The organism is Alienimonas californiensis (genome assembly GCF_007743815.1).
Classification (GTDB): domain Bacteria; phylum Planctomycetota; class Planctomycetia; order Planctomycetales; family Planctomycetaceae; genus Alienimonas; species Alienimonas californiensis.
In genome coordinates, this window is sequence record NZ_CP036265.1 from 2,456,808 (window position 1) to 2,483,770 (window position 26,963).

General features: G+C 71.6%; 23 protein-coding genes. 14 read left to right on the plus strand and 9 right to left on the minus strand.

All coding sequences use genetic code 11. The features are described from left to right. Window positions 1–11 precede the first annotated feature (11 nt). Window positions 12–839 carry a hypothetical protein gene (locus CA12_RS09615; protein ID WP_145358740.1) on the minus strand — a complete coding sequence of 276 codons (828 nt, stop codon included), beginning with the start codon at window positions 837–839 and terminating at the stop codon, window positions 12–14. Between the two features lie 303 nt (window positions 840–1,142). Here CA12_RS09615 and CA12_RS09620 point away from each other — a divergent pair, with 303 nt between their 5' ends. Further along, a complete protein-coding gene (locus CA12_RS09620) occupies window positions 1,143–2,510 on the plus strand; it encodes a dicarboxylate/amino acid:cation symporter (RefSeq protein WP_145358741.1) in 1,368 nt (455 codons plus the stop codon). A gap of 303 nt (window positions 2,511–2,813) precedes the next feature. Here the strand turns inward: CA12_RS09620 and CA12_RS09625 are convergent, their stop codons facing one another. After that, complete coding sequence (locus CA12_RS09625; protein WP_145358742.1) at window positions 2,814–3,569, minus strand: lipoate--protein ligase family protein; 756 nt, start codon at window positions 3,567–3,569, stop codon at window positions 2,814–2,816. A gap of 247 nt (window positions 3,570–3,816) precedes the next feature. Here CA12_RS09625 and CA12_RS09630 point away from each other — a divergent pair, with 247 nt between their 5' ends. From CA12_RS09630 to CA12_RS09640, 3 genes are all read left to right on the plus strand, one after another. Further along, a complete protein-coding gene (locus tag CA12_RS09630; protein ID WP_165700662.1) occupies window positions 3,817–4,968 on the plus strand; it encodes a reverse transcriptase family protein in 1,152 nt (383 codons plus the stop codon). After that, the gene (locus CA12_RS09635) at window positions 4,965–5,885 is read left to right on the plus strand and encodes a YncE family protein (RefSeq protein WP_145358744.1); all 921 of its coding nucleotides are present in this window, start codon (window positions 4,965–4,967) and stop codon (window positions 5,883–5,885) included. Before CA12_RS09630 ends, CA12_RS09635 begins: the two co-directional genes overlap by 4 nt. A gap of 325 nt (window positions 5,886–6,210) precedes the next feature. Continuing rightward, the gene (locus CA12_RS09640; protein WP_145358745.1) at window positions 6,211–7,101 is read left to right on the plus strand and encodes an OmpA family protein; all 891 of its coding nucleotides are present in this window, start codon (window positions 6,211–6,213) and stop codon (window positions 7,099–7,101) included. 93 nt (window positions 7,102–7,194) lie between these two features. Here the strand turns inward: CA12_RS09640 and epmA are convergent, their stop codons facing one another. Together epmA and CA12_RS09650 are read right to left on the minus strand one after the other, a co-directional pair. Continuing rightward, window positions 7,195–8,220 carry an EF-P lysine aminoacylase EpmA gene (epmA, locus tag CA12_RS09645; protein ID WP_145358746.1) on the minus strand — a complete coding sequence of 342 codons (1,026 nt, stop codon included), beginning with the start codon at window positions 8,218–8,220 and terminating at the stop codon, window positions 7,195–7,197. Then, entirely contained in the window at window positions 8,217–9,065 is an 849-nt protein-coding gene (locus tag CA12_RS09650; protein ID WP_145358747.1) for a hypothetical protein, read from the minus strand. Before CA12_RS09650 ends, epmA begins: the two co-directional genes overlap by 4 nt. A 228-nt stretch (window positions 9,066–9,293) precedes the next feature. On the opposite strand from CA12_RS09650, the gene CA12_RS09655 reads away from it, so the two are divergent. The 8 genes from CA12_RS09655 (at window position 9,294) to CA12_RS22990 (ending at window position 16,886) form a co-directional block, all read left to right on the plus strand. Continuing rightward, window positions 9,294–9,812, plus strand: coding sequence for a hypothetical protein (locus CA12_RS09655; protein ID WP_145358748.1), 519 nt, complete (start codon window positions 9,294–9,296; stop codon window positions 9,810–9,812). 152 nt (window positions 9,813–9,964) lie between these two features. Then, complete coding sequence (locus tag CA12_RS09660; RefSeq protein WP_145358749.1) at window positions 9,965–10,453, plus strand: 3-hydroxyacyl-ACP dehydratase FabZ family protein; 489 nt, start codon at window positions 9,965–9,967, stop codon at window positions 10,451–10,453. Between the two features lie 100 nt (window positions 10,454–10,553). Next, on the plus strand, window positions 10,554–11,339 hold the full coding sequence (fabG, locus tag CA12_RS09665; protein ID WP_145358750.1) for a 3-oxoacyl-[acyl-carrier-protein] reductase: 786 nt from the start codon (window positions 10,554–10,556) through the stop codon (window positions 11,337–11,339). 225 nt (window positions 11,340–11,564) lie between these two features. Further along, on the plus strand, window positions 11,565–11,957 hold the full coding sequence (locus CA12_RS09670; protein ID WP_145358751.1) for an acyl carrier protein: 393 nt from the start codon (window positions 11,565–11,567) through the stop codon (window positions 11,955–11,957). 84 nt (window positions 11,958–12,041) lie between these two features. Beyond that, on the plus strand, window positions 12,042–12,512 hold the full coding sequence (locus CA12_RS09675; protein ID WP_145358752.1) for a 3-hydroxyacyl-ACP dehydratase FabZ family protein: 471 nt from the start codon (window positions 12,042–12,044) through the stop codon (window positions 12,510–12,512). A gap of 83 nt (window positions 12,513–12,595) precedes the next feature. Beyond that, window positions 12,596–14,812, plus strand: a complete 2,217-nt coding sequence (pta, locus tag CA12_RS09680) for a phosphate acetyltransferase (protein ID WP_145358753.1) — start codon at window positions 12,596–12,598, stop codon at window positions 14,810–14,812. After that, window positions 14,809–15,570 (plus strand): arginyltransferase, encoded by a 762-nt coding sequence (locus tag CA12_RS09685; RefSeq protein WP_145358754.1) that lies wholly within the window; start codon window positions 14,809–14,811, stop codon window positions 15,568–15,570. The genes pta and CA12_RS09685 overlap by 4 nt, the downstream gene beginning before the upstream one ends. Further along, window positions 15,567–16,886, plus strand: coding sequence for a DUF58 domain-containing protein (locus CA12_RS22990; protein ID WP_145358755.1), 1,320 nt, complete (start codon window positions 15,567–15,569; stop codon window positions 16,884–16,886). The genes CA12_RS09685 and CA12_RS22990 overlap by 4 nt, the downstream gene beginning before the upstream one ends. Window positions 16,887–16,982: 96 nt before the next feature. On the opposite strand, the gene CA12_RS09695 is transcribed toward CA12_RS22990, so the two are convergent. Together CA12_RS09695 and CA12_RS09700 are read right to left on the minus strand one after the other, a co-directional pair. Continuing rightward, a complete protein-coding gene (locus CA12_RS09695; protein WP_145358756.1) occupies window positions 16,983–19,034 on the minus strand; it encodes a cytochrome b in 2,052 nt (683 codons plus the stop codon). Next, window positions 19,031–19,642: a QcrA and Rieske domain-containing protein gene (locus tag CA12_RS09700; protein ID WP_207622190.1), complete on the minus strand. Its 612-nt coding sequence runs from the start codon at window positions 19,640–19,642 to the stop codon at window positions 19,031–19,033. Before CA12_RS09700 ends, CA12_RS09695 begins: the two co-directional genes overlap by 4 nt. 234 nt (window positions 19,643–19,876) lie before the next feature. On the opposite strand from CA12_RS09700, the gene CA12_RS09705 reads away from it, so the two are divergent. Next, window positions 19,877–20,815 carry an endonuclease/exonuclease/phosphatase family protein gene (locus CA12_RS09705; RefSeq protein ID WP_145358757.1) on the plus strand — a complete coding sequence of 313 codons (939 nt, stop codon included), beginning with the start codon at window positions 19,877–19,879 and terminating at the stop codon, window positions 20,813–20,815. Window positions 20,816–21,316: 501 nt separating this feature from the next. Here the strand turns inward: CA12_RS09705 and CA12_RS09710 are convergent. Further along, entirely contained in the window at window positions 21,317–22,777 is a 1,461-nt protein-coding gene (locus CA12_RS09710; protein WP_145358758.1) for a hypothetical protein, read from the minus strand. Window positions 22,778–23,113: 336 nt separating this feature from the next. On the opposite strand from CA12_RS09710, the gene CA12_RS09715 reads away from it, so the two are divergent. Next, on the plus strand, window positions 23,114–23,944 hold the full coding sequence (locus CA12_RS09715) for a sugar phosphate isomerase/epimerase family protein (protein WP_145358759.1): 831 nt from the start codon (window positions 23,114–23,116) through the stop codon (window positions 23,942–23,944). A 118-nt stretch (window positions 23,945–24,062) separates the two neighbouring features. Here the strand turns inward: CA12_RS09715 and CA12_RS09720 are convergent, their stop codons facing one another. Both CA12_RS09720 and CA12_RS09725 read right to left on the minus strand, forming a co-directional pair. Next, a complete protein-coding gene (locus CA12_RS09720; protein ID WP_145358760.1) occupies window positions 24,063–25,112 on the minus strand; it encodes an AAA family ATPase in 1,050 nt (349 codons plus the stop codon). Window positions 25,113–25,289: 177 nt separating this feature from the next. Next, a complete protein-coding gene (locus tag CA12_RS09725; RefSeq protein WP_145358761.1) occupies window positions 25,290–26,855 on the minus strand; it encodes a hypothetical protein in 1,566 nt (521 codons plus the stop codon). Window positions 26,856–26,963 lie beyond the last annotated feature (108 nt).

Genomic DNA, 26,963 nt, shown 5'->3' on the forward strand with positions numbered 1-26,963 from the left:
GACGCAGGCGCCTACCGCCGGCGCTGTACGCCGCGGGGCAGGACGACGCCCGGGCGGGGCCGCACGGCGCCGTTGTTGACGTTCTGCGAGGGCGGAGCCGTGGAGAACAGCACGGTGTCGCTGCTGTTCTCCCGCACCCCGCCGCCGTTCGACGGGCCGGGATTCGACGGGCCGGGCGTGACGCCGGCGGACGGGCCGGAGCCCGGGGAGGTCATGTAGAGCACCGTGTGGCTGTCGTTCTCCCGCACCCCGCCGGGGCCGCCCGGCAGCGACGAGCCGGAACCCGGGGGCTGCATGTAAATGACGGTGTCGCTGTGATTCTCCCGCACCCCGCCGTGCCCCGCGTGACCGCCGTGGCCGTGGCCGGGGAAGGGGGTGAACGTGCTGCGGTCGCGGGTCAGGTTGCCGTGCGGCACGCCGTGGCTGGTCCAGGTCATGCCGTGCTCGCGGATCCACTGCCCGTTGATCCGCAGCCAGCGATCCACCCGCCGCAGCGAGCCGGGATCGACGTGGTCGCGGTGCGGGTCGTAGGCGCTCAGCCGGGTGGAGAGCGTCTGGCGGTTCACGTCGATGACGTTGGAGAACGGGTCGTATTCGGTATCGACGAAGCCGTCCTGATCGACGATCGGGTTGTACGGCGCCGGGATCGGGCGGGGCCGCGGGTGAATGGAACCGTGATGGCCGTAACCTGGCTGGACGAGCATGCGGCTGGACCCGCCGAGCGTCGGCGTGCCGACGCCGGCCGGGGAGGCGATTCCCTGGGCGAGGGCGGCCGGGGCTCCGATCGACGCGGCGAGGGCGAGGGCGGCGAAGCGGGCGGAGAATGACGGGGTGAGCATCGGAGCGGCCGGGTCGAGGTGCTGGTGAACGGGGGAGGTCCGGCCGTCGTGGCGGTCGGCGGGCCGGAGTCGGCCATGCCGTTCCCTCAACGCGAACCCGGGGCCGCACCAGCGGAGGACGCCGCAGAAACTCTCGCCGGTTCGGTCAATCCCTGTTTTCGAAGGCGATCCTTCGTCTACGAAGCGCCGCCGCCTCCCGGCCGGCTCGTCGGGGGAGTGTCGTCGGGCGGACGCGGGCGCCGTCAGGGTGACGACGGCTCATCCGTCAAAGACTGATGTGCCCGGTCCGGCTATCCTCCACCCATGTCCGCCGCCCCGCCGTCCCCGCCCGCCGCCGCCGAACTGCGTACGGAGCTCGAACCACACGGGGGCGGGAAGGAGAACCTGCTGACCGGGCTGATCTTCGCCGGCATCGTGCTGGCCCTGCTGTTGGCGTGGGCGGCGCCGGAGGTCGCGGCGTCGTTCGCGGTCGGCGGGCAGGTGTTTTTATCTGTCTTAAAGATGCTGGTGGTCCCGCTGGTCGTGACCAGCGTGGTCTGCGGGGTGCTGTCGATGGGCGACGTGCGGAAACTCGGCCGGCCGGGGGCGGCGACGTTGATTTATTACTTCTGCACGACCGCGATCGCGGTGGTCACGGGCATTATTTTGGTGAACCTGTTCAACCCGGGCGCCGGGATCGACGGCGCCGCGGCCCGGGACGTCGCCCGGGCGGAGGTCTCCGCGAAGTTGGGCGAACAGGCGGTCTCCGAGCCGGCGGGCGTCGGGGCGATCTTCGAAAACCTGCTGACGATGTTGTTCACCGACAACCTGCTTGAAAGCGCCGCCGAGACGGATCTTCTGCCGCTGATCGTGTTCAGCCTCGCCTTCGCCGCGGTGCTGACGACGATGGGGGCGGCCGTCGGCACGGTGACGAAGTTCGTCACGGAGGCGAACGACGTGCTGATGAAGTTCGTGCTGCTGGTGATGTGGACGGCCCCGCTGGGGGTGTTCTGCCTGGTCGCCGGGCAGTTCGGCGAGGCGGCCGCCGACGGGGACTTCGCCGGGGAGATGGCGAAGGTCGGCTGGTATTCCGCCACCGTGCTGACGGGGCTGGCGGTGCACGCCTTCGTGACGCTGCCGCTGATTTTATGGCTGCTCACGCGGCGGAACCCGTATCAATTCCTGTTCCAGATGAGCCGCCCGCTGCTGACGGCGTTCGCCACGGCGAGCAGCAGCGCCACGCTGCCGGTCACGATGGAAACCGCTGTTGAAAAGGCCGGCATCAAGCGGAAAAGCGTGGACTTCGTACTGCCGCTGGGGGCGACGGTCAATATGGACGGCACCGCGCTTTATGAGGCGGTCGCGGCGCTGTTTATCGCCCAGACGCTCGTCGGCTCCGCGGACGCGATCGACATGGGGCTGACGACGCAGATTATCGTCGCCGCGACCGCCACCCTGGCGGCGATCGGGGCCGCGGGCATCCCGCAGGCGGGGCTGTTCACGCTAATTATCGTGTTGAACGCCGTCGGCCTGCCGGTGGAGCTGGCGGGCCTCATTCTCTCCGTCGACTGGCTGCTGGACCGCTTCCGCACCGCGGTCAACGTCTTCGGCGACGCGACGGGCGCCGCGGTCGTTGAAAAGTTCCTGCCGCCCGAGCCTGTGCCGACGGCGGCGGGGACCGTGTTCGCCTGAGGGCTGACGGCCTCCCTTTCCCCCTCTCCCTCGAGGGAGAGGGGCCGGGGGTGACGCCCGGTTCGTTCACCCTCGCTCATGCCGTGACGACCCGACTGGCGGAAGAGCGTGGCGTCTCTCTGTGAGCCCGAAGCGCAAGCTTCGGCCGGAATCGAACGCGGTGACGGCTGCGCCGACAGCCGGAGCTTGCGTTCCGGGCTCACGAAGCCGCTGTGCACTGCTGCAAAGCGTTCAGGCGTCCGGGCGACATTGCCCCCTCACCCCCGGCCCCTCCCACCAAAAGGGGGCGAAGGGGGAAGTCGCTCACCGCCGCAGGTGCCACGCCGGGTCGCTGTAACGGTCGCGGAATAATTCACCCATCAGTTCCGTCGGCAACTCCGGCGGCGGGGCGGTCGCGCCGAAGGCGGTGCGGAGCGCCGAGACCAGCGCCGCCCGCGGCAGCGGGAGGTTCGTGACGAACGCCCGGTGCGCGCGGCCGGCCCGGTAGTCCGGCTGGCGCTCCGGCGGGGTGAGGAAGCGGGGGATTGCGGCGAGGTCGAAGCCGGTCAGCAGGGTGCCGTGGTGGAGCATCGCCCGCTTCAGCCACCGCTGGGCGTTCCCGCCGACTTTCACCCGGGCGCCGTCGACTCCCCTCACCGTGAGGTCGCTGGTGCCGTCCACGCCGACGCCGGGGACCAGGGGGCGGAGGGCGTCGGCGAGGCGGTGCATGATCGCCGCCGTGACGGCGGGGATATCGCCAGGCAAGCCGGCCGGGGGGCCGACGGGCAGGATCAGCGACCAGCAGAGCGCCCCCGGGCCCAGCAGCACGGTCCCGCCGCCGCTGGCCCGCCGCAGGATCGGCACGTCGGCGGCCTCGCAGGCGGTCCGGTCCGCGTTCAACGCCAGCCGGTTCGCGCGGCCCAGCACGACGCAGGGCTCCGGCCGCTCCCAGACCCGCAGCAGGCCGGGGCCGCCGGTCTGATCCACGCTTCGCAGCAGCGCCTCGTCCAGCGCGAGGTCCTCCCGCGGGTCGGGCCGGGTGAGGTCGAGGAACGACAGCGGGGCGGGGCGGGGGAACACGCCGGCAGGATAGCGGCGGCGGAACGCGGTCGCGGCGCCGTTGCGGCAAGGCTACGCTGCGGCGGTCCCGGTGGCGCTCGCCCGAGCGCGGGGCGGCGATTCGCCGTCCGGGCCGACAGGTTCGGCTTCAAACTTCGGGCAAGGCGTTCCTTCGGCGCGAACGAACGCCTTGGCGGGACTTCGGGGCGGGGCGGCCGGTACGTTGCACCGGCCGCCCCGCCCCGTTTCCTTGCGCCGTTCGCCCGTGGTGTCGTCCGACACGCCGCCGCCCGACTCGAACGCCTCCGGGCTTGGGTGCGGCGGGATCGTCTGGTCGGCGCTCGCCGCGGTCCTGTTGCTGACCGGCCTGACGGCCGTCGCGGTTCTGGCGGTTCGTGCGTTCGGCGCGCTCGTCGCGGCGCTGGGGGCCTCGGCCCTGATCGCAATCGGGCTGAACTTCGCCCAGTGGTACTTCCTCAAGCGGCTGAAGCGGGTGGATCGGTACTCCCTGTTCCGCCTCGGACACCGCTGGCGGGCGTGGCGGGGAAAGGGGTTTGACATCGAGGAACTGGCCCGCCGCTGCGGGCTGACGGCCCATCGGCTCCAGAATCACCAGCCGAGCTATCACACCGCGACGATCCCCAAACCCTCCGGCGGGGAGCGCACGCTGACGATCCCCGACCCGGCGACGATGGACCTGCAACGCACGCTGCTCCGCCGGGTCCTCGCCAGGCTGCACGCGGACCCGGCGGCCTGCGGGTTCGAGCGGGGGAAGGGGATCGTCGATCACGCCGCCCCGCACGTCGGCCGGGCGGTGGTGGCGACCTGCGATTTGAAAGACTTCTTCCCCTCCGTCACGGCGAAGTCGATCGACTACTACTTCCGCCGGGTCGGCTGGAACGCGGAGGCCGCGGCGCTGCTCACGCGGCTCACCACCTCTGAAGGCGGGTTGCCGCAGGGGGCGCCGACGAGCCCGCGGCTCTCCAATTTGCTGATGCACGGCGTGGACTACGCGCTCGCCAAAGCGGCCGGGCGGCGGGGCTTTCGCTACACCCGTTACGCGGACGACCTCGCCTTCAGCAGCGCCGAGGACGACGGGCAGGCCGTCCGCGACCTGCTCCGCCGCGTCGAAGCCGTGGTTCGGCGAGGGGGGTTCGAATTGAACTCGAAGAAGACCCGGGTGCTCCGCCGGCACCAACGACAGATGATCTGCGGATTGGTCGTGAACGACCGGCTCAATCTGCCCCGCAAAATCCGCCGCGAACTGCGGGCGGCGCTGCACCGCCGGCGGGTGGGGCGGGAGGCGACGTACACCGCACAGCAGCTCGCCGGGTGGGCGGGCGTGCTGACGATGGTCGCTCGCGGGCCGCGGGCCTTTCATGGCGAAACGCCGCCCGACTCTGCACCCTCCTCCGCATGAGCCAGTTTTCCCCCGAGCAGGGCTCCGACGCCGCGTGGCTCTCCGCCGGCCGCGGGATGCCGCCGGCGCTATCGTGGGGGTTCTTCACCGACGCCCCGCTGATCGCCCTCGGCGTGGCCCGGGAAGGCGGCCGCACTCTCGCGGCGGACGCCGGCGGCGGGCTGTACCTGCTCGACCCGGCCGGCCGCATCGAGCACTTGCAGCGGGGTTTGAAGGACCTGTCGGCGTTGGCGTTCGCGGACTCCGGCGCCGCGGCGGCGGCGGCCTTCGGGGAGGACGCGCTCGGCTGGATCGAGCCGGATTTGAAGGTGAAGTGGCGGCAGTCGATGCCCGCGGCGATCACCGCCGTCGCCGTCGACCCGCACGGCCGGCACGCCGCGGTCGCCCTCTCCAACGGCGACGTGACGGTCTACACGAACCGCCGCAAGAAGCTGGCCCGGTTCACCGCCCTGCGGCCGCTGGATCACCTGCGGTTCCTGACGACCCGCCCGTTGCTGGTGGGCGCCGCCGACCGCGGGCTGATCGCCTCCTACGACCTCCGCGGACGGCAGGAACTGGACGTGAAAACCTGGGCGAACTGCGGGGACCTCGCCGTGACCGGCGACGGCACGCGGATGGCGGTGGCGGCGTTCAATCTCGGCGTGCAGCGGTTCGACGGCGCCGGCCGGGTGAAGGACACGCTCTCCACCGGCGGCAGCCCGGCGAAGGTGGCGCTGGCGTTTCGCGGCTGGGGCCCGCTGGCGGTCGCCACGCTGGAGCGGGAGCTGTACCGCCTGAACGCCGCTGGCGACGTCGACTGGGCCGCCCCGGCCCCCGCCGCGATCGCCGGCCTGGCGCTGGACGCCCCCGGCCGTCTGATGACCGTCGGCTTCGAGACCGGCCGGGTCGTCCGGCTGGAGTTCTTCACCGGCGGGTGAGAGAGGGAAGGAAGGTCGCTCTCCTGTGTCCCCCGGTTCGCCGTCGCCGGTAGGCGGCGCGTGTCGGGAAGGGGCCGCGCCGCCTACCGGCGACGGCGAACCGAGACGAGTGCTCCCCCGGCCGCGGCGGGAGGGAACTTGAATCGCTCTTGCCGATCTCCGCCGCGGCGACCTACATCGGCGAACTGTCCCGCGGGCGAAGCTTCGTGCCCCCGGGATCGGTCCCCCGATTCTTGGCGAGAGCCCGGCCATGACGCCCACCGCGACTCCCGCAGACTCCCGCCTGTCTCCCGCCGTGACTCCCGGTCGGGAGTCCCCCCGGCGTTTGCCCCGCCGCATGCGCTGGGGGCTGGGAGCGTTGCTGATCGCGGCGCTGGTGCCGGTGGGGTGCGACGTGGTGCCGCGGAACCGGCTGGTCGAAACGCGTCAGACCGCGGCCGCGTTGCGGGAGGAAGTGCTCACCGCCGAGGCGGAACGCGACTCCCTCGCCGCTCAATACGATTCGGCCGTCGCGATGGCCGAGCAGGAACGCGCCGCCCGCCTGGCGGCGGCCCAGGAGCGGGACGCCCTCATGGCCAACGTGGAGATGACGGAGCGCCACGCCGCCAAGTTGCAGGCGGGGCTGGACATCGCCAACCGCCGCCTCGAGAACCTCTCCGGCGAACGCGGGGAGTTGCAGGGCAAATACATCAATCTGCTGCGGGACGTCGGCGGCGGGGACAGCCCGCTGTCCAGCTCCGCCACGGCCCGCTTCGAGGAGTTGGCTTCCCGCTATCCGGACTTCGACTTCGACCCGCTGACCGGCATCAGCAAGTTCGGTCCGCACGTGCTGTTCGAGAGCGGCAAGGCGGAGCTGAACCCCGGCGCCGTGCCCCTGCTGCGGGAGTTCGCGGAGATCATGTCCTCGCCGGAGGCCAAGGATCTGAACATCCTGATCGTCGGCCACACCGACGACGAGCGCATCGCCGGCGGCGCCACCAGGGAGAAGCACCCGACGAACTGGCACCTGTCCACGAACCGGGCGAACGAGGTCGCCACCACCCTCTCCGCCGCCGGGCTGGCCGAGAGCCGGATGGGCGTCGCCGGGTACAGCAAATATCAGCCGGTCGTCCGCAACCGCGACGACTCCAACCGGGCGATGAACCGCCGGGTGGAGATCTACGTTCTCGCGCCGGAAGTGAAGGTCGCCGGGGCGATGTTCCCGACGCGGCTGTGAGAAGAAAAATTTCAAGGCCAAGAAATCAAGAACCAGGTAAACCCTCACGGTCTTCTGCTTGGTTCTTGAGTTCTTGGTCTTGAAGTTTCGTCGCTACGCGACGCCGTGCGGAAACGCCACGACCTCCCCCAGCGTCGTCGCTCCGGTGAACAGCATCACGAGGCGGTCGAAGCCGAGGGCCACGCCGCTGCACCGGGGCAGGCCGTGCTCCATCGCGGCGAGCAATCGGCTCTCCGCCGGCAGCGGTTCGAGCCCGTGGGCGACCCGCAGGCGGTTTTGCCCCGCAATTCGCGAGCGGAGTTCGGCCGGGTCCGTGAGTTCCTGATAGCCGTTACACAGCTCCACGCCCTCGAGATACAGCTCGAACCGCTCCGCGACCGGCGGGCGGCCGGGGTCCGTGCGGACCGTCGCCAGCGCCGCCTGCGACGCCGGATAGTCGCAGAGGAAACAGGGGCCGCCGGTGTCTTCGCCCCCTAGCCGCGGCTCGATCAATTCGGCGATCAGGACGTTTAAGAGCCCGTCGCGGTCCCCCCCAATCCCGCCCGGCAGCGCCACGTCCCGGTCGTGGGCGAGGGCGAGGAGATCCGCGGCGGTCAGCTCCAACACCGGCGTCCCGGCGAAGCGGGCGAAGGCGTCGTCGTAGGTGAGAAGGAGGAAGGGGGAGGGCGGAAGGCGGATGGGATCGTCACCGACGCCGTCCAGAGCTCGCATGAGGTCTTCCGTCACCCGGACCTGATCGCGCCAGGAATCCCGGCCGTCGCCGACGCCGTACCATTCGGCCATGGTGAACTCCGGGTTGTGGCGGGCGCCGATCTCGCCGTCGCGGAAGACCCGGGAGAGGTTCCACACGCTGCCGTACCCGGCGGCGACCAGCCGTTTGAGATGGAACTCCGGCGAGGTTTGCAGGAACCGCCCTTCATACCGCTCCCGCTGCGTTGGGTCGGGATGAATGCGGGTCCGGAGCGGTGCAATATGAGCGTCGACGACCACGTCGGCGCTGAGCGCCGGCGTCTCCACCTCGAGATAATCACGCTCCGCAAAGAACGCCCGCAGCCGGGCCGTCAGGGCGGCTCGCGTGCGGAGGGCGGCGAGCGTCGCGGTGGGGCGGAAGTCGGTCAATTCGTCGGGGCGTCCGGGGCGACGGCGATGCGGGGGACGGGGTTTTCGGCGAGCCAGTCCCGCATCGTGAGCAGGCCGTCGAGGGTCTGCCAGACGGCGGGGAAGTCGGCGCCGGCCTCGCGGACGAGCTGCTTCAGGGCGGAGAGGTCCGCGAGGGCCGTCCGGGCGGACGTCAGCTCGGCCGCGGCTGCGTTCGCCTCGGCGCCGACGGCCTCCGCCTCCTCCACCAGCCCCCGGGCGGAGTCGCGGGCGGAGTCCCAGGCGGCCCGGGCGGCGGCGAAGGCGGCGGCCTGCTCGGACATCAGGGAGGCGTGGGCGGCGACCGCCTCCCGGGCCGCGGCGGACTGCTCGCCGGTGGCGGCGACCGCCGTCAGCACGGCGCCGGCCTCGGTTGCGGCGTCGCGGGCGGCCCGGGTTCCCTCCAGCGCGTCGGCGGTGGCGGCGGCGACGGTCTGGGCGTGTAGAGCGGTCTCCTTCGCCTCGGTCAGAGCCGTCTCGGAGTGCTCCCGCAAGCGGGCGGCCTGGGCGAGGGCCGCGTTCGCCTCCCGCCAGGCGCCGTCCGCCTCCTTCACCGCGGTCCGCTGCGTGCGGAGGTCCTCCAGCAGCGAGGCGACCTGATCGCTGCGCCCGCCGGCCGCGGTGAGGCTGTCGGCGGCCCGGCGGACCTCGGCCACGTCCTTCTTCAAGGCGTACAGGTCGGCCCGGACGGCCCGGCCGGCGGTGAACTGCCCGACCGCCATGCCGCAGGCCAACCCGAACGCCAGCATGAACCACGCCGTCCCGGAGGGGGCGAGAGAGCGGGGCGGGGCGTCGGCGGCGACGGGTTGGGCGGCGGCGGAACGCATGACGAATCGGGCGGCGGGGGGCGGGGGCGGCCGACGGGCGGTGCGGCCGGTGAGGGTCGGTCGGGCGCCGGTCGCGGGATTCGGGCGAAAGGGGCCGGTCGGGCGAACTTGGCCGTGGCACGGCGGGTTTGACGATCCGTACGGTCAGGTCGGCCGCGGGAGATTGGATGAAGTCGCGGCGGGTCCCGCTCTCCGTTCACCACCCGTCCTCAAGCCCCCTCGCCGGCCGTGCGTTTCGCCCTCCCGCTCCTCGCCGCGGCCCTGCTGACGCTCGGCGACCCGGCGACCGCCGCCGCGCAGGGGCCCGGCTTTGGCCAAGGGCCCGGTTTCGGTCATGGGCCGGGCGGCGGGGGGTATCGCTCGCCGTTCCCGCCGGCGGCATGGGGACCGCCGGGGCCGGGGTTCGCTCCGCCCGGTTGGGGTGCGCCTCCGCCGGCGTACGGTCCGCCGGGCTGGGGAGGGCCGCCGCCCGGGATCTTCCCGCCGCCGGCGCCGGTTCTCCCGCCGCCCGCGGCGCCGCCGTACGTGCCGACGGGGCAGGCGGAGATCGCCCGGCCGGACCCGTTCGGCCCGCCGGTGCGGATCGAGCCGCGGGCGAAGGAGACGAGCGTCGGCGGCGTGACGGCCCGGCGGTACGACTATTCCTTCGACGTCTTCCCGCTGCCGACGTCCGGCGGATTCCCCGGGACGCCGCCGGACCCGGGCTGGAACGGGGACTGGCCGGCGGACAACGGGGCGGCCTGGTAGCGCCGTCGGTCGCCGGCGCCCCCGGGGGACCCGCCGGGCGCCGTTGGTTGGACCGGGGTGGGGGCGACGTTATCTTCAGCGGACGTTCCCGCGTCCCGGGCCGGACCGCGTCCGGCCGGCGCCCGTAATCCTCGCCCCCCGGTTCCGACCCCGTGCGTTTCAACCTCATCGACCGGGTCACGGCGGTGCGGCCGGGGGAGAGCATCACGGGCGTCAAGGCGCTGACCCGGGCCGAGGAGTACCTCGGCGATCACTTCCCGGGGTTCGCCGTGATGCCCGGGGTGCTGATGGTGGAGTCCATGGTGCAGGCCTCCGCCTGGCTGCTGCGGATCACCGACGACTTCTCCCACGCCAACATCACGCTGGCGGAGGCGAAGGCGGTGAAGTTCAACTCGTTCATCACCCCGGGCCAGACGCTGAACGTCACCGCGGAGATTCACAAGCGGGACGGCGATCGCACCACGTTCAAGACCTCCGGCTCCCGCGACGGGGTGACCTGCGTCTCGGCGCGGCTGACGCTGCTGTGCGAGAACCGGGCCGACCGCCCCGGCGCCCCGTCCGACGCCGCCGCCAAAGACGCGAGCCTCCGCGACTGGTATCGTCGGGCCTGGGCGGAAGTCTACGCCCCCAACGCGCGGTAGCCCGCCGCCCCGGCGCCTCAGGCGTCGCTCCCCGTCCCGCTCTCTTTCGTTTGCCCCCTGTCCGCCCGGTTTTCCGCCCGGCGTTCGACGGACCGCCCCCATGGCTGATTCTTCCGCTTCGCCCTTCCCCCCCAAGCCCTTCGAGGGCCGCACCGCGCTGGTGACCGGCGGCAGCCGGGGCATCGGCCGGGCCTGTGCGGAGATGCTCGCCGCCGGCGGGGCGAAGGTGGGCGTCGTCTACGCCGGCAACACCGCCGCCGCCGAGGAGACCGTCGCCGCGATTCAGGCCGCCGGCGGGCAGGCCGAGGCGATCCAGTGCGACGTGACGAATCACGAGGCCGCCGCGGAACTTGTCAAGAAGGTCGTCGAGGACTGGGGGCAGCTCGACATCCTGGTCAACAACGCCGGCATTATCCGCGACGGGCTGTTCGCCACGATGAGCCCCGAGAACTGGGGTGCGGTGATCGAGACCAACCTGACCGGCGTCTACAACTTCTGTCACGCGGCGATCATGCCGATGATGCGCGCCCGCTACGGCCGCATTATCAACATGAGCAGCGTCGCGGCCCACTACTCCAACCCCGGGCAGGCGAACTACGCCGCCAGCAAGGGCGGGATCGAGGGGCTGACCCGCTGTCTGGCCACGGAGATCGCCAAGCGGGGCGTCACGGTGAACGCCGTCGCCCCCGGCTTCGTGCAGACGGACATGACCGAGGCCGTCCGCAACGCAGCCGGCGATATCATCACCAAGGCGATCCCCCGCAAGCGGTTGGGCAAGCCGGAGGACATCGCCCGGGCCGTCTGCTTCCTCGCCGACGAACGCAGCGATTACATCACCGGCCAAACCGTCACCGTCGACGGCGGGCTGACCCTCGGCGGCATGTGACGGCGGCGATCCGTCCGGCCCCGTCCCGGCCCCGCGGCGCCCGCCGCCCGGCCCGGGTCGCCTAGGAACGACCCCGAACGATCCGGAACGGCAGGCGGGGTAGGCCGTCGGCGACTGTGCCGCTAAACTTCCGCTCCCCGCGGGTTCCGGCCCCGCGCTTCAACCTCAGATTCCCTCAACCCGGCCCGCCCGCGGCGGTCACGGACAGACCACGGACCCGAACCGATGCCGATGACCCGCGACGAAATCTTCGCCAAGGTCTCCGACCGCCTTCAGGACGCGCTGGGCGTCGACGAGGACGAAGTCACCCCCGAAGCGACCCTCACCGGCGACCTGGGGGCGGAGTCGATCGACTTCCTCGATATTGTGTTCCGCCTCGAGAAGGCGTTCGGGATCAAGATCCCCCGCGGGGAGCTGTTCCCGGAGAGCCTCACCGCCGCCGACAGCAACTTCGTGCAGGACGGCGTCGTCACCGAGCAGGGCCTCGCCGAGCTGCGGACCAAGATGCCCCACGCGGACATCGACTCCTTTGCCGACGATCCCAAGGTCGAGAACATCCCGGAATTGTTCACCGTCAACATGATCGTGAACTTCCTGGACGCCCGGGTGAACGGCTGAACGCCGTTCGCTGAGCCCGTTCGGCCCCGGTTTCCCCCGCCCGGCCCCGCGTGACGGCGGGGCCGGGCTTCGTTATGGTGCGGCATGCGCTGGATCTGGATTGATCGCTTCGAAGAACTCGTCCGCGGCGAACGCGCGTCGGCGATCAAGTGCGTCTCCCGCGGCGAGGCGCACCTTACGGATCACTTCGAAGGCGACCCGCAGTTGCCGGCGTCGCTGATGATCGAGGGGATGGCCCAGACCGCCGGCATCCTGCTGGGCCAAACCACGGACTTCAAACACCTGGTCGTCCTCGCCAAGGTGCCCCGGGCGGTCTTTCACCGCATCGCCTATCCCGGCGACGTGGTGCGGTACGAAGCCGTCATTCAGACCCTGGGCGACCAGGGCGGCAGCTGCGAGGTGACCGCCACCCTCGCCAACGGCCCGGAGTCCGGCGCCGCCGTCGCCGAGGCCGAAATCCTCTTCGCCCACCTGGACCCGGACGACCCGGACTACAAAGGGGCGAATCAACGCAACTTCGTCTTCACCAGCAACCTGTTGCAGGTGATGGAGTAGGCGACCGGCCGGCGGTCCCCTGACGGCCGCCCGCCCGCGGTTATGCTGTGCGGATCGTCGCCCCGAACAGGTCCGCCCCCCGCATGGCCGCCAGCATTTACGTCGCCAGCGCCGAGGCGGGGGCCGGCAAGAGCCTCGTCGCCCTGGGCGTGTGCGAACTGGCCGCCCGCCGCGGCGGGCGGGTCGGGTTCTTCCGGCCGATCGTGCGGTACGACGCCGCCCGCGACCCGTCCGTGCGACTGGTCGTCGATCGCTACCTGACGAACGTCGACCCCGCGGCGCTGGTCGGCCTGAACCGGGAGCAGGCCCGGGCCCTCCTCGCCGAGGACCGCGTGCCGGAGCTGATCGCCACCGTGCTGGCGAAGTTCCGCACGCTCCGTGACGGACAGGCCGCGTTGTCGGGCACGCCGCGCGAGCCGGACGATCTGGTTGTGGTCGAGGGCACCAGCTTTCGCGGGTTCGCCCCGACGCACGAGTTCGATCTGAACGCGGACCTCGCGGCGAACTTCGGCTCCGCGGTGCTGCCGGTGTTCACCGCCCGCGGCAAAACGCCGGCCGACCTGCGGGACGCGATCGCGATCGCCTTCGACCAGTTCGGCGACCGCGGCTGCGAGGTGCTGGCGGCGGTGGTCAATCACGTGCCCGAGTCGTGGGACACGGCGGCGCGGGCCTCCCTCACCGCCCCCGTCGCCGGGGGGACCCGGGCCGACGGCCCGCCGGTCTGGTTGCTGCCCGAGGACCCGCGGCTGGAGCACCCGTCGGTGGGCGAAATCGCTGCCGGGCTGAGCGCGACGTGGCTGTTCGGCCCGGGCGATCCGCCGACCGTCGGGGAGGCGGGCCTCGGGCCGTTCGCGGGGGCGGAGCGGTCGGTCGGCCGGTTCCTCGTGGCGGCGATGCAGGTCCCGCACTTTTTGGAGCACCTGAACGACGACGCCCTCGTCGTCACCCCCGGCGACCGGGACGACATCCTGCTGGCCAGCCTCGCCGGAGAGAAAAGCCGCACCGGGCCGAACATCGCCGGCGTGCTGCTGACCGGCGGGCTGAGACCGGACGGGGCGGTGGCAAAGCTCGTCGACGGGCTGGCCGGCGTGCCCGTTCTGGGGGTCGAAACGGACACCTTCACCACCGCCCGGAACGTCGCCGCGGTGCCGGCCGTCCTCTCCCCGGACGCCCCCCGCAAGGTGGAGGCCGCGCTGGAACTGTTCGACGCCCACGTCGACACCGACACCCTCGCCGAGGCGATCCGCGTCTCCGACCCGCGGCGGGTCACGCCGCTGATGTTTGAATATGAATTGCTCCGCCGGGCCGCGGCGAATCGCAAACGGGTCGTGCTGCCGGAGGGGACCGAACCCCGCATCCTGCAGGCCGCGGAGACGATCCTGCGGCGGGGCGTGGCGGACCTCATCCTGCTGGGCGACCCGGCGGCGATCCGCGGGCAGATCGCGGAACTGAAGCTGGAGACCGCCCTGTTCGAGGGCGTAACGATCGAAAATCCGGCGGACTCCCCGCGGCTGGAGGCGTTCGCCGCGGAATATCACCGGCTCCGCGGTCATAAAGGCGTCACGCCGGAGATCGCCCGGGACCGGATGACGGACGTGAGTTACTACGGCACGATGCTGGTGCATCTGGGCCTGGCGGACGGCATGGTCAGCGGCTCCGCCCACACCACGGCCCACACCATTCGACCGGCGTTCGAGTTCATTAAAACGAAGCCCGGCGTGGGGGTGGTCTCCGGGATTTTCTTCATGTGCCTGCCGGACCGCGTGCTGGTGTACGGGGACTGTGCGGTCGTGCCGAACCCGACGGCCGATCAATTGGCGGAAATTGCCGTCACCAGCGCCGACACCGCCGCCCGCTTCGGCGTGGAGCCGCGGGTGGCGTTGTTGAGTTACTCCACCGGCGAAAGCGGCTCCGGCGAGGACGTGGACCGCGTGCGGGAGGCGACCGCCAAAGCGCAGTCCGTGCGGCCGGACCTGCCGATCGACGGCCCGATTCAATACGACGCCGCCGTCGACCCGCAAACCGCCGCCTCCAAGCGCCCCGGCAGCCCGGTGGCGGGGCGGGCGACGGTGCTGATCTTTCCGGACCTCAATACCGGCAACAATACCTATAAAGCCGTGCAGCGTAGTGCCGGGGCGGTCGCCGTCGGGCCGGTGTTGCAGGGCCTCAACAAGCCGGTGAACGACCTCTCCCGCGGCTGCACCGTGCCGGATATTCTGAACACGGTGGCGATCACGGCGATCCAGGCCCAGGCGGCCGCCGCCGAAATGCCGCCGGCCGGGCCGGGAGCGGCCGCGTGACGGTGGAACTGCTCAGCGCCCGCTCGCCGCTCGTCGAGTGCTCCTATCTGCCGGAGGAGCGGGCCCGCATGGGCGTGAAGCTGTTCGCCGGCATCTCCGGGGAACATTACGCCCAACTACTCGCCCGGGGTTGGCGTCGGCAGGGGGTGAGCTTTTTTCGTTCCGACTGCCCCGCCTGCAAGAAGTGCCGCAGTTTGCGGGTCGACGTGCGGAACTTCCGGCCGACCAAGAGTCAGCGGCGTTGTCTCAAGCGCAATGCGCACATCTCCCTGACGGTTCGGCCCGCCGGGACCTCCGAGGAACACGCCGAGCTGTATAACCGCTGGCATGAGGACATGAAGGAGCGCCGCGGCTGGCGGGGCGATACGACCACGGCGGCGGAGTACCGCGAGAACCTCGTCGGCCCCGGCTACGAGTTCGCCCACGAGTTCGCCTACCGGGACGGCGAGAAATTAGTCGGTCTGGGGCTGGTGGACGTCGTGCCGGGGGCGTTGAACAGCATCTATTTCTTCCACGACCCCGACTGGCGTCCTCTGGGGCCGGGGACCTTCAGCGCCCTGTCGGAAATCGAATACGCCCGTCAGACCGGCCGCGACTGGGTCTACCTCGGCTACTGGATCCCGGAGAACGCCTCAATGGCGTATAAAAACCGCTTCGCCCCGCACCAGATCCTGACGGAGCGGGTCGAACTGGACGAGGCGCCGCCCTGGCACATTCCTGACGAGGCCCCACCCGCCGGCGACCGGGAGGAGCCGTGACGCCCACCGGCTGGTTGCTCGCGCTGGTGGGGTTGTGCGCCGTGCCGCTGGCGGCGGGGGCGGTCTGGGCGCCGTTGGCGGACGTCGGCCTGCTGGCCGCGGCGCTGCTGGCGGCGGCGGCGGCCTGGGACGCCTTCCGCTCCCCCACGCCGGCCGCGGTCGCGGTGGAGCGGGAGGCGGCGGAGGTGTTCAGCGTCGGCGCCCCCAACCCCGTCACCCTGCACCTGACGAACCGCGGGCCGGCGGCGATCCGGGTGGAGGTCGAAGATTCCCCGCCCACCCCCTCCGCCGTCGAGGGGCTGCCGGCGACGGTCGACCTGCCCCCGGGCCGCACCGGGGCGGTCGTCTATCACGTCACGCCGCACCTGCGGGGGCCGCGGGCCTTCGGGCGGACGTTCCTCCGCAGTCGCACGAATTGGGGCCTGTGGGAACGGCACGCCCGGGTGCGGGAGGACCACACGGTGCGGGTCTATCCCAACGTCCGGGCGGTGCGCGGGGCGGAACTCCTGGCCCGGCAGAACCGCCGCACCGAGGGCGTGCGGGCCAGCCGCCAGCGGGGCCGCGGCCGGGAGTTCGACCGTCTGCGGGAGTACGTCCGCGGCGACGAGGTCCGGCAGATCGACTGGAAGGCGACCGCCCGCACCGGCGATCTCGTCTCCCGCGAGTACACGGTGGAGCGGAATCAATCCCTGCTGTTACTGCTCGACAGCGGCCGGTCGATGTGCAACGCCGAGGGCGGCGTGACGCACTTCGACCGGGCGCTGAACGCGGCGGTGCTGCTGGCCCACGTGGCGCTGGGGCAGGGGGACACCGCGGCGCTGCTGGCGGCGGGGGCGGAGACGCGGCGGTGGGTCCCGCCGGTCCGCGGGGCGGCGGGGGTGCGCACGCTGGTCCGGCAGACCTACGATCTCGCCCCCCGCTACGAGGCCAGCGATTACGGGGCGATGGTCCGCGAGGTCCGCACTTGGCACCGGCGGCGGAGCCTCGTCGTGCTGTTGACGCACGCCACCGACGACGTGCAACTGGCAGAGATCGCCCGGCACGTCCGCCCGCTGCGCTCGCCGCACCTGGTGCTGGTCGCCCTGTTGGAGAACAGCCCGCTGGCGGAGCGGGCCGCCGCCGTCCCGGCCGAGGGCGCCGCGGGGGACCGGGACGCCTTCCGCATCGCCGCCGCGGCGGAACTGCGGGCCCGCCAACGCCGCCGGGCCGCCGCGTTGGCGGCGGACGGCGTGCTGGTGGTCGAGGCCACGCCGGAGAACCTCAGCGCCGCGGTCGTCAGCCGGTATCTGGAAGTGAAGGCCAAGCACTTGTTGTGACGGCGGAGCGCTGAGTGCGCCGGCTGCTTTCGTCCCCCCTCGCCCCCTTTTGGGGGAGAGGGGAGAAGAACGTGTTCTTGACCAGAGAGGTCCGGCCTACTCGCGCCCGACCCAGTCGCCGCGGAGCCAGTCGGTGAGGAGCAGGATCTCGTTGCGGGTCAGCGTGTTCGAGGGGTCCTCCTCGCCGTCCACGGGGGCATTCGGGGCGTAGAGCGGCATTGCGTTCTCCTCGCCGTAGAACCGTTCGTGGCCGGCGTTGGCGATGAAGTCGGCCAGCCACTCGCGGGAGCCGTAGCCGTCGAGGGTGAGGGAGTCGCCGTACTCCTCCCCGGCGAAATTATGGCAGCCGGTGCAGCTCAGGTCGCCGATCATCAACTCCCGACCCTGCTCCGCCAGCGCGGGCAGCGCTTCGGGCTCGAAGGTTTCGTCGCCGTGGTCGAGGGCGATCGGCGGCCCGCCGTGCACCCGCGGGCCGGCCTCCGCGGCCATCGCGGCGGCGACGGCCGCAATCTGGGTCCGCTTCTCCTCCGCCTCCTCGCTGCCGGGCTCCACGAAGAGCCACAGATCGTCCTTCACATAGCCGACCATGCCGCCTTCGGCGAAGGGCGTGCAGCCGAAGTAGGCGTCCGAATCGACCAGCGCCGGGTCGAGCAGGCCCCGCATCCAGCGGCGGGAACCGAAGCCGGCCAGGTTCGCGGCGTTGCACTCGCTGGCCTCGATCGAATGGTCCGGCCCCCACGATTCCACGGCCGGGCCGGTGTGGGCGTGGCAGGCGGCGCAGTGGGCGCGGAACAACTCCGGGCCGCGGGTCTTGGGGTCGTTGGCCAGCAGGGAGCCGGGGCCGTCGGGGGGCACACCGCGGTCGGCCAGCTCGGCCGCCCGCTCCGCCCGGACGTGGGCGGCCCGGCGGACCTCCAGGTAGTGCCTGTCGGCCCGGTCGCGGCTCATCGAACCGATCGTCAGCACGCACCAGAACAGCAGCCCGCCGAACACGATGGAGTACCGCGCCGCCGCCCCCACCCGATGCCCGAGGCGGTCGATCCAGGGCACGGCGGCGAGCACCAGGATCGCCAGCGTCGGCAGGGCGCCGGTGGCGACGAACTCCATCTCCGGCGGGAAGTAGTTCCGCAGTTCGAACAGGAAGCGGAAGTACCACTCCGGCCGCGGCATGCTCTCGACGCCCTCGCCCGGGGGGGCGTCCAGCGGGGCGGGCTGCCGGCCGGCCATGAACCAGAGCAGCCCGAACACCGCGGCGAAGGCCACGGCGTTGCGGAGCATCTGGTTCGGCACGTACGGCGTTTCCTCCGAGCTGTGGGCCTGATTGACCGTGTCCGGATTGCCCGCCGCCAGCGGGTCCTCCGGCCGAACCGTGCCCCAGCGGAGCAATTGATAGAGGTGGAACAGCACCAGCCCCGCCGCCGCCAGCGGGATGAAGGCGACGTGCAAGGCGTACAGGTGCGTGAGCGTCAGGTGCCCCGCCTGCGGGCCGCCGAACAGCACCTGTTTCAGCTGCGGCCCGGCCCCCGGCGTGCCGGCGAGGATGGCGCCCTCGACTTCGATCTGCTCGAACGCCTTCTGGCTGCCGGAGAGCGGGTTCCCCGTGACCGCCGCCGTCACCAGCAACGGGAAGAGCAACACGCCGCTGACCCAGGCCAGCTCCCGCGGGGAGCGGAACGCCGCGGAAAGCATCAGCCGGCCGAGGTGGACGGCGAACGCGAGGATCAACGCATGCGTGGCCCAGTAGTGCAGGCCCCGCAGCATGGAGCCGCCGGGGGTGCGTTCGAGGTGATGCACGCTGGCCCAGGCGGCGTCGGCGCTGGGGACGTAGCCGGTCATCAGGGCCAGGCCGGTGGCGAACACCACGGCGAACAGGCCCAGGCAGACCGGCCCGGTGACGTACCGCCACCGCGCCCCGCCGGGGAGCGTGCGATTGGCGAACCAGTCGAACGCCCCGCGGTGGCCGGTGCGTTCGTGCACCCAGCCGCCGACCGCGGCGCTGCGTTCGGTCAGGGCGGCCTGCATCCAGCCGCGGCTGCCCGCCGACTCCGGCGGCGGCGCCGTCGTCGGCCGCCGCTCCGCGGCCGGAGCCGGGGCCGGGTCTGCGGGGGTCCGGGCCGGGGGCGTTTGGGGGGAGGCGTTCTCGCTCATGCGACGCTCCCGTCCGCCGTGCCGAGTTCGAACCGCTTGTATTCAATCTCCACCCACCACAGGCCGTCGTCGTCCTGGACCAGGGCGGTGTCCAGCGAATCGAGGCCGCGGGGGCTGGGGTTGGCGCCGCCGTCCAACTTGGGCCTGCGCTCGCCGTCGAGGGCGAACACCGCCCCGTGGCAGGGGCAGATCAGGCCCTCGGCGCCGGCATTCGGGCGGGTCTGCACCGTGCCGCTGACCTGACAGCCGGCGTGCGGGCACACGCTGCTGAAGGCGTTGACCTCCACGTCCGGCGGGGCGACGTCCGCCGGCGAGGTCCGCACCACCCAGGCCCGGCCGACTGTCACCGCCGGGTGACGCGTCCAGGCGTCCACGGATTCGCCCGTGATCGGCACCAGCCGCGGCACGCCGGGTTTGAGGTCCGCCAGCCGCACCGCCCGATCGCGGACCGGCCCGGCGGCTTCCGCGGCGAGCGGCGCGGTGAAGAACCGGGCCATCGGCCAGGCCACCGCCGCGGCACAGGCGGCGTAGAGACCCCGGGCCGCCCACGCGAGCCAGTTGCGGCGACCGGTGCGGGGCGCGGGGGGGGCCGTTGCAGAATCCGTCACGGGGGGGCGGCTTGGCGGGTCGAATGGCGGGAACCCAAGGGGATCGGATGATGCGAGCGGCGGGCGAGGCGGTCAACCGGGCCGGGAATCGCAGCGTCGACACGCCGGACTGCGGCCGGCCGCAGTCAGGCCCCCGCTCGATCACCGCCGACGGATCGGTACGCGACGATCCGTCGGGTCGGTACGGTGGCGGCGGGGGGCCCGCACTCCGCTGACGCTCGAACCGCCATGGCCATGACCGCTCTGCCTTCTTCCTCACCGGCCGCGCCCTCGCGGCGGGGGTTTCTGCGACAGGCCGGAGCCGCCGGGCTGGCGGCGGTCGCGGCGACTCGCGTGCCTGCGTTCGCCGGGCCCGCGTTCGCTGGAGCCGGGGAGGGCCCGCGGCCGCTGCGGGTGATCGCCTACAACGTCTACGACTGCACCGGCTGGCCCAAGGACCGGGCGCTGGGGAAGAAGGCGACCGCCCTCGGGCAGATGCCGGCCCGCTTCGCCCACGAGTTGGCCCTGTACGAGCCGGACATCGTGAACTTCTCCGAGTCGCCCCCCGAGGCCGTCGTGCGGCAGATCGCGGAGCGGCTGGGGATGAACTTCGTCACCTTCCCCAGCGGCGGCAAGTGGCCAGGCACGCTGCTGTCCAAATACGAGATCGTCGACCCGCAGAACGCCCCGGTCGTCGGCGGGGAACGGCCGGCGGAGCTGTTCACCCGGCACTGGGGGCGAGCGACGGTGAAACTGCCGGGGGGCGAGCCGCTGATCGTGCACTCCGCTCACCTGAACCCGTTCCCGACGCCGGAGGTGCGGCTGCGGGAGATCCCCGCGATGCTGGCGGCGATGCGCAGCGACTTGGACGCGGGCCGCTCCATGCTGTTGATCGGCGACCTCAACCACACCCCCGACGTGGCGGAGCACCGGCTCTGGACTGACGCCGGCTGGGTCGACACCTTCGCGAAGGTCGGCGGGCAAGACGTCGGCAAGGGTGCCGGGCTGACGATCAAAGCCGACGAGCCGAGCTGGCGGATCGATTACGTGATGGCGGCGGGGCCGATCGCCTCGCAGGCGGTGGAGTCCCGGCCGCTGTTCGAAGGGGCCTTCCGCACGAATCCGGCCGACCCCCAATCGTTCGCCCTCAGCGACCACCTGCCGCAGTTGGCGGTGTTCGATCTGGCGAAATGAGGCCCGGTGCGGACGGATCGCGACGCGATGCGACGGGGCGCAACGAGAAACGGCGGCGACCCTCTCCGAAGAGAAAGCCGCCGCCGCGTCGGGCGGGGTCGCCGGGACGACCGTCAGCGTGTGAACCGGACGCCTGAGGGATCAGGACGCCTGTTCGGCCCGGAGTCCCGGCGGACTCCGTTCACCCGGCCGGCGGGGCGATCCGTCTTGAGATCGCCTCGCCGCCGCGTGTAGCCGCCTCGGTCTTCATCGACAGGCCCTTCTGAACAGCGAAGGTCAGGCGGGCCGGTCGTTGAGGGTCAGGGTGCGACTCAGGAAGAAGATCAGGGTGCGAATCAGGGGGGACTTCAGGGAGCGACGTCAGTGATGGACTTCAGGGAGCGACCTGGGAGGCGAGGGCTGCGGCGGGTTCCCCGCTCGCATCGGCCGCCGGGACGGGGGGCGGGCCGAGGCGGGGGGAGCCGTTCGCAGACTCTCGACCAGGTCACCGGTCGCCGGGGATCACAGGCAGCCGGTGTCGCAGCCGCCGGGGCCGCAGGCCGTTTCCGGGCCGCAGGCGGCTTCCGGGCAGACGGGGACTTCGCGGCAGACGACGCGGGGCACGCAGACGGTGCGGGTCAGGCAGACGGTCCGGGGGACGCAGGTCGTCTTGGGAACCATCACCGTCTCGCAGACCTTACGGCAGGTGACGTACGGGATCTGCTTGCACTTGGTTTCGCAGGTCCAGGAGCAGGTCGTGTACGGAACCTTCTTGGTCTTGGTTTCGCAGGTCCAGGAGCAGGTCGTGTACGGGATCCGCTTGGTCTTGGTCTCGCAGACGAAGCTGCAGGTGGTCTTCGGAATCCGCTTGGTGCGGGTCTCGCAGACGAACGAGCAGGTCGTGTAGGGGACCTTCTTGGTCTTGGTTTCGCAGACCCAGCTGCAGGTCGTGTACGGAACCTTCTTGGTCTTGGTCTCGCAAACCCAGCTGCAGGTCGTGTACGGAACCTTCTTGGTCTCGGTGTAGGGCACCTGACGGCAGACGGTGTAGGGCACCGTCTTACGGCAGACTTCGCTCACGTACCGGGTGCAGCTGACTTCCTTCTGCACGACCTTCGGGCAGCAGACCTGCTCGCAGATCGTCCGTTCCGGGCCGGGGCAGCAGACGGTCCGGCAGCAGCCGGGCTGGTACTCGTACCGGCAGGTCTGCGGGTTGTAGACGCAGCGGCCGGGCTCCTGAACCGTCTTGCGGATCATCGGGCCGGGGACGGTCCGCTGAACGGTCTTCATCTCGTTGACGCGGACGTTGACCGTCTTCGTCTCGGTGATCGGCTTGCACACCGTGTAGCAGACCTCGCGGGTCTTGTTCTCGGTGACGGTCCGGTACTTGGTGCAGCAGACGTCGCGGTAGCAGGTGTTGTAAACCGGCCGGCGAACGGTGTAGCACTGATCGCGGTAGCAGGTGTTGTACACCGGGCGACGGACGGTGTAGCACACGTCCTTGTAGCAGGTGTTGTACACCGGCTTTTTGACGGTGTAGTTCACGCAGGTATAGGTCGTGTTGTACACCGGGCGACGGACGGTGTAGCACACGTCCTTATAGCAGGTGTTGTAGACCGGGCGACGGACGGTGTAGCAGACGTCCTTGTAGCAGGTGTTGTACACCGGCTTGCGGACCGTGTAGTTCACGGTCTTGTAGCAGGTGTCCAGAACCAGGCGGGTCTTCTGAACCGGCACCTGGGTGCAGACCGTATCGTAGACGGTGCGGGTGTAGGGCACCTCTTTGGTGTCGTACACGATCTCCCGCACGGTGCGGGTGCAAGGGGTCGCCGGGCAAGCTTCGCCGAGGGCGGCGGGGCCGCAACCGGCGTCGCAGGGGTCCGGGGTGCAGCCGAGGCTGCCGGCGCCGCAAAGGCCGGCGGAGGCGGCCGGGGCGACATAACAGACGGCGGTCATGACCGCCGCGGCGAGAAGCCGTTTCATGGGATTCTTTCCGTGGGAGGGGGACGCGGTTCCTTGGGGGTGAACGGGTCGCCTGCACCCCGCGGAACGTTCCCGCGGGGTCGGACGCACCGTCCCGACGCATCTGGGATCGACGCTCCCCTTTGCCGAACCCCACCAGATTGCCGTGCCTTCCCGAACTTCCCGGCCGGCTGTCTCGCCGGGCGTTGCGCAGTCGGATCCGTCGTTACGACCGGTCTCCGCGGCGGTCAGCGCCTGACCCCGCGGCGGGCGCGACCCGGCTGCGCGGCGGAGGGGACGCCCCCGGGGGCCGGTCGCTAAACTGCGACGCCGCTCCGCCCCCGCCGTTGCCGTCTCATGTCGTTCCGCTTCGCTTACTGCAACGAAACGCTGGCCCCCGGCCGCACCTTCCTCGAGCAGTGCGACCTGATCGCCTCGCTGGGCTACACCGGGATCGAAGTCGCCCCGTTCACCCTCGCCGACGCCCCGACGGACCTGTCGCAGGCCGATCGGGCCGAACTGAAGAACGCCGCCTACGCCGCCGGGCTGGAGGTGGTCGGCCTGCACTGGCTGTTGGCGAAGACGACCGGCTTTCACCTCACCACCGCCGACGCCGGCGTCCGCGCCGCCACCGCAGAGCGCCTGATCGAACTGACCGACCTCTGCGCCGACCTCAGCGGGTCGCTGATGGTGCTCGGCTCCCCCCAGCAGCGGAACCTGGAGGAGGGCATGAGCCTCGAAACCGCCACCGATCACGCGGCGGAGGTATTAAAGACGGTCGCCCCCCGGCTGGAGGAACGCGGCGTCACGCTGGCCTTGGAGCCGCTCGCCCCGACCGAAACGAACTTCCTACAGACCTGCGCCGAGGCGGTCGCCCTGGCGGAACGCGTCGGCAGCCCGCGGGTGCGGCTCCATCAGGACGTGAAGGCGATGGTCGGCGGCGAATCCGAGCCCCCGGCGACGATCATCCACCGCTACCCGCAGCAGACCGCCCACTTCCACGCCAACGACGCGAACCTGCTCGGCCCCGGCATGGGCGACACCGACTTCGCCCCGATCCTCACCGCCCTGAAGGAAACCGGCTACGACGGCTGGATCAGCGTGGAAGTCTTCGCCGACGGCCCCGGCCCCATCGAAACGGCCCGGCTGAGCCTCGAACACCTCAAAGCGGTCGCCGCGAAGGTCTGAGCGTGTCGTGGTGAGCCCGGAGCGCAAGCTCCGGCCGTCGGCGCCTCCGGTTTCCGAACGCACCGCCGGAGCTTGCGCTCCGGGTTGGTATATCAAGCCGATCCCGATTTCGAGCTGACTACGCCCGCCCTTTCGGGGCTTCGACGGCGTCGAGGATCGCGGCGACCAGGGCGTCGGCGGTCACGCCTTCTAGTTCAGCGTCCGGGGCCGGGCGGACGCGGTGCCGCAGGACGGCGGGGGCCAGCTCTTTAATATCGTCCGGGATCACGAAGTCCCGCCCGCGGCAGGCCGCCGCCGCCCGGCCGGCCAGCACTAAGCTCACCCCGGCCCGCGGGCTCGCCCCGACCTCCACCCCCGGCCAGGAACGTGTTTTGCGGACCAGCCGGGTGATATAATCCGTCACCGCCGGCTCCACGATCACGCCGACCGCCGCCCGCCGTAGGCTGCGGACGCGTTCCGCGTTCAACACCTGCTTCACGCCCAATCCGACCGGGTCCCGCGGATCGGTGCCGTTCACGTAGAGATTTAAGATCGCCCGCTCGCCTTCGCGGTCGGGATAGTCGGCCAGCAGTTTAAATAAGAAGCGGTCGAGCTGGGCCTCCGGCAGGGGGTAGGTGCCCTCCTGTTCCAGCGGGTTCTGCGTGGCGAGCACGAGGAACGGGTCGGGTAGTCGGCGGGTGTCGCCGTCGACGGTCACCTGGCGTTCCTGCATCGCTTCCAGCAGCGCCGCCTGCGTTTTGGCGGGGGCGCGGTTGATCTCGTCGGCGAGCAGCAGGTTCGTGAACACCGGCCCCGGCACGAACGTGAACGCCTTTTGTTGCAGATCGTAGACGCTGTGCCCGGTCACGTCGGCGGGCATCAGGTCCGGGGTGAACTGCACGCGTCCGCTGTCGCACCCGGCGACGTGGGCCAGCGTGGTGACCAGCAACGTCTTGCCGAGCCCCGGCGGGCCCTCGATCAAGACGTGCCCCCCGGCCACCAGGGCGATCAGCACGCCCTCGATGAGGTCCGGCTGGCCGACGACCGCCTTGGAGATCTCCGCCACGCAGGCGTCGAACTGCGTTCCCACCTCCGCCACAGAGGGCGCCGCCGTCGCCGGGGCCGACGCCGTCGCCGCGGGCGCCGCCGTCGCCGCGGACGGTTCGGACTCGCCGACGGAGGAGAACACGACGGGGCCGTGTGCGTCCGCCGCTCTGGAATCGGGGGCGCCGGGGTCGGGCTCGCCGGAATCGGGGGCGGGGGGCACGCGGCGGCCGGGGTGCGGGGGCGGGGCGGGGTGCGGCAGAGTCGCCGCGGACCCGGCCCGCGGCAACCGACGTCGATCGAACGCCGCCCGCCGCCGCGCTTACGCGGCGGACGGCACGTTCAGCGCCCGCTCCCGGGCCTCGTGCGGGGCGATGCCCGCTTCGGCGGCCTCGGCGGCGGCGGCCTTTTTCGCGGCGATCTTCTGCCGGCGGAGCAGGTCCATCGTCCGGCCGAAGTCCCGGGCGATCCAGACCGCGGCGAGGCAGAGGGCGCCGCCCAGCCCGTAATGCACCGCATGTCCCCAGACGCTGGTGAGGATCAGCACGAGCCCCAGGCCCAGCGACACGCCGCACATCAGCACGGCCATCACCAGCCGGGTGCGGGTGCGCTTCCAGGTCGATTCCATCACGGCGCTGCGGGCGCTGGTGTTGGCGATCGCCCGCAACTGCCGCATCTCCTCGCGCAGCTTCTCCTTGTCGACCCGCGACCGGGGCAGGGACGGCGGCGGGGGCAGCGGAGCGAGCGCCGGTGCGCCGGCGACCGCCGCCGCGGGCCGAGTCGGTTCCGAACTCCGCGAGGCGAGGGACGAACCGATGACGGTCGAACCGGCAACGGGCGACGGGCCCGCGGGGGCCGGCTTTGCAGGGACCGGTTCCGCGGCGGCGGCAGTCGGCCTGGGCTTCGGCTTGGGAGCGGCCGGCGTGGGGACGTCCTCGCGGGACTGCCGCATCCGGGCCAGCAGCGCCTCCATGTAGTCGTCCACCGAGCAGTCGATCGAGTCGCCCGACGCCTCGCCGTCCTCCGTCGCCGCCACGGGAGCGGCGTCGACGACCGGAGCGTCCTCCTCCAGAACTTCCTCCTCCATCCGCTCCGACTCGTCTTGTTCCTCGGGCATCGCGACGGGCGCGATGGCGGCGACTGCATCGATGTCCGCCTCGGCTTCGGAGACGGGCGTCGGCTCAACGTCGTCGTCCTCGCTCTCGTCAGCGGCCCACGCGGCGTTCCCGTCGGCGGCGTCCTCGTCGACTTCGAACCCGTCGTTCACGTCGGAGAGGTCCAACTCAAACATTTCGCTCAGCAGCGAACGCAGCGGCGGACGGGCGGGGCCCGCGGCGCCCGCCGGCTTCGCCAACCCCAGCCCGGCCAGAGACCGGAACGGATCGTCCGACGGCAGCGCCGACGTCTCCCGACGCGGTTCCGCCGTCGCCTGCTCCGCGATCTCCGGTTCGTCGGCGGTCAGTGCGGCGGTCAGTTCGTTGATCGTGAGTTCGGCGGCAGTGAGTTCGTCGGTCGCCGGTTCGTCCGGGACGACTTCGGCGTGGGCCGTCTCTTCGATCGGTGTGGCGGGGAGCGGCTCGGCCGGGTCAGCGTCCACGGCCTCGGCGACGGGCGACCCGGCGACCGGCGGCTCGGCCTCGGCTTCTGCGTCGAGGTCCTCGGAAGTCTCGTCGGAGTGGGGCGCCTCCGCGGCTGCGGCCTGCGGGGCCGGGGCATGGGGGGCCGGGACCTGCGGGGCCGGTGCCGGGGCCGGGGGGCGGGATTCGGCCTGCTCGCGGCGGAGCAGGTCGAGCATCTCGTCCAGACGCCGCTGGGCGTCCGCCGTGGGATCCAGATCGTCGGCGGCGCTCGGAACCGGGCGGGCGGGGGCGGTGGAGGGCAGAGCCATCAGCGGCGTCGGACCGGGGGGAGCAGGGCGCCGCGGCCGCCCGCCGCCGCGTGCGGCCGCTGTGAACAGCGAGCGCGACGGGACGAACGGACGGTCCGGCCGGGTATC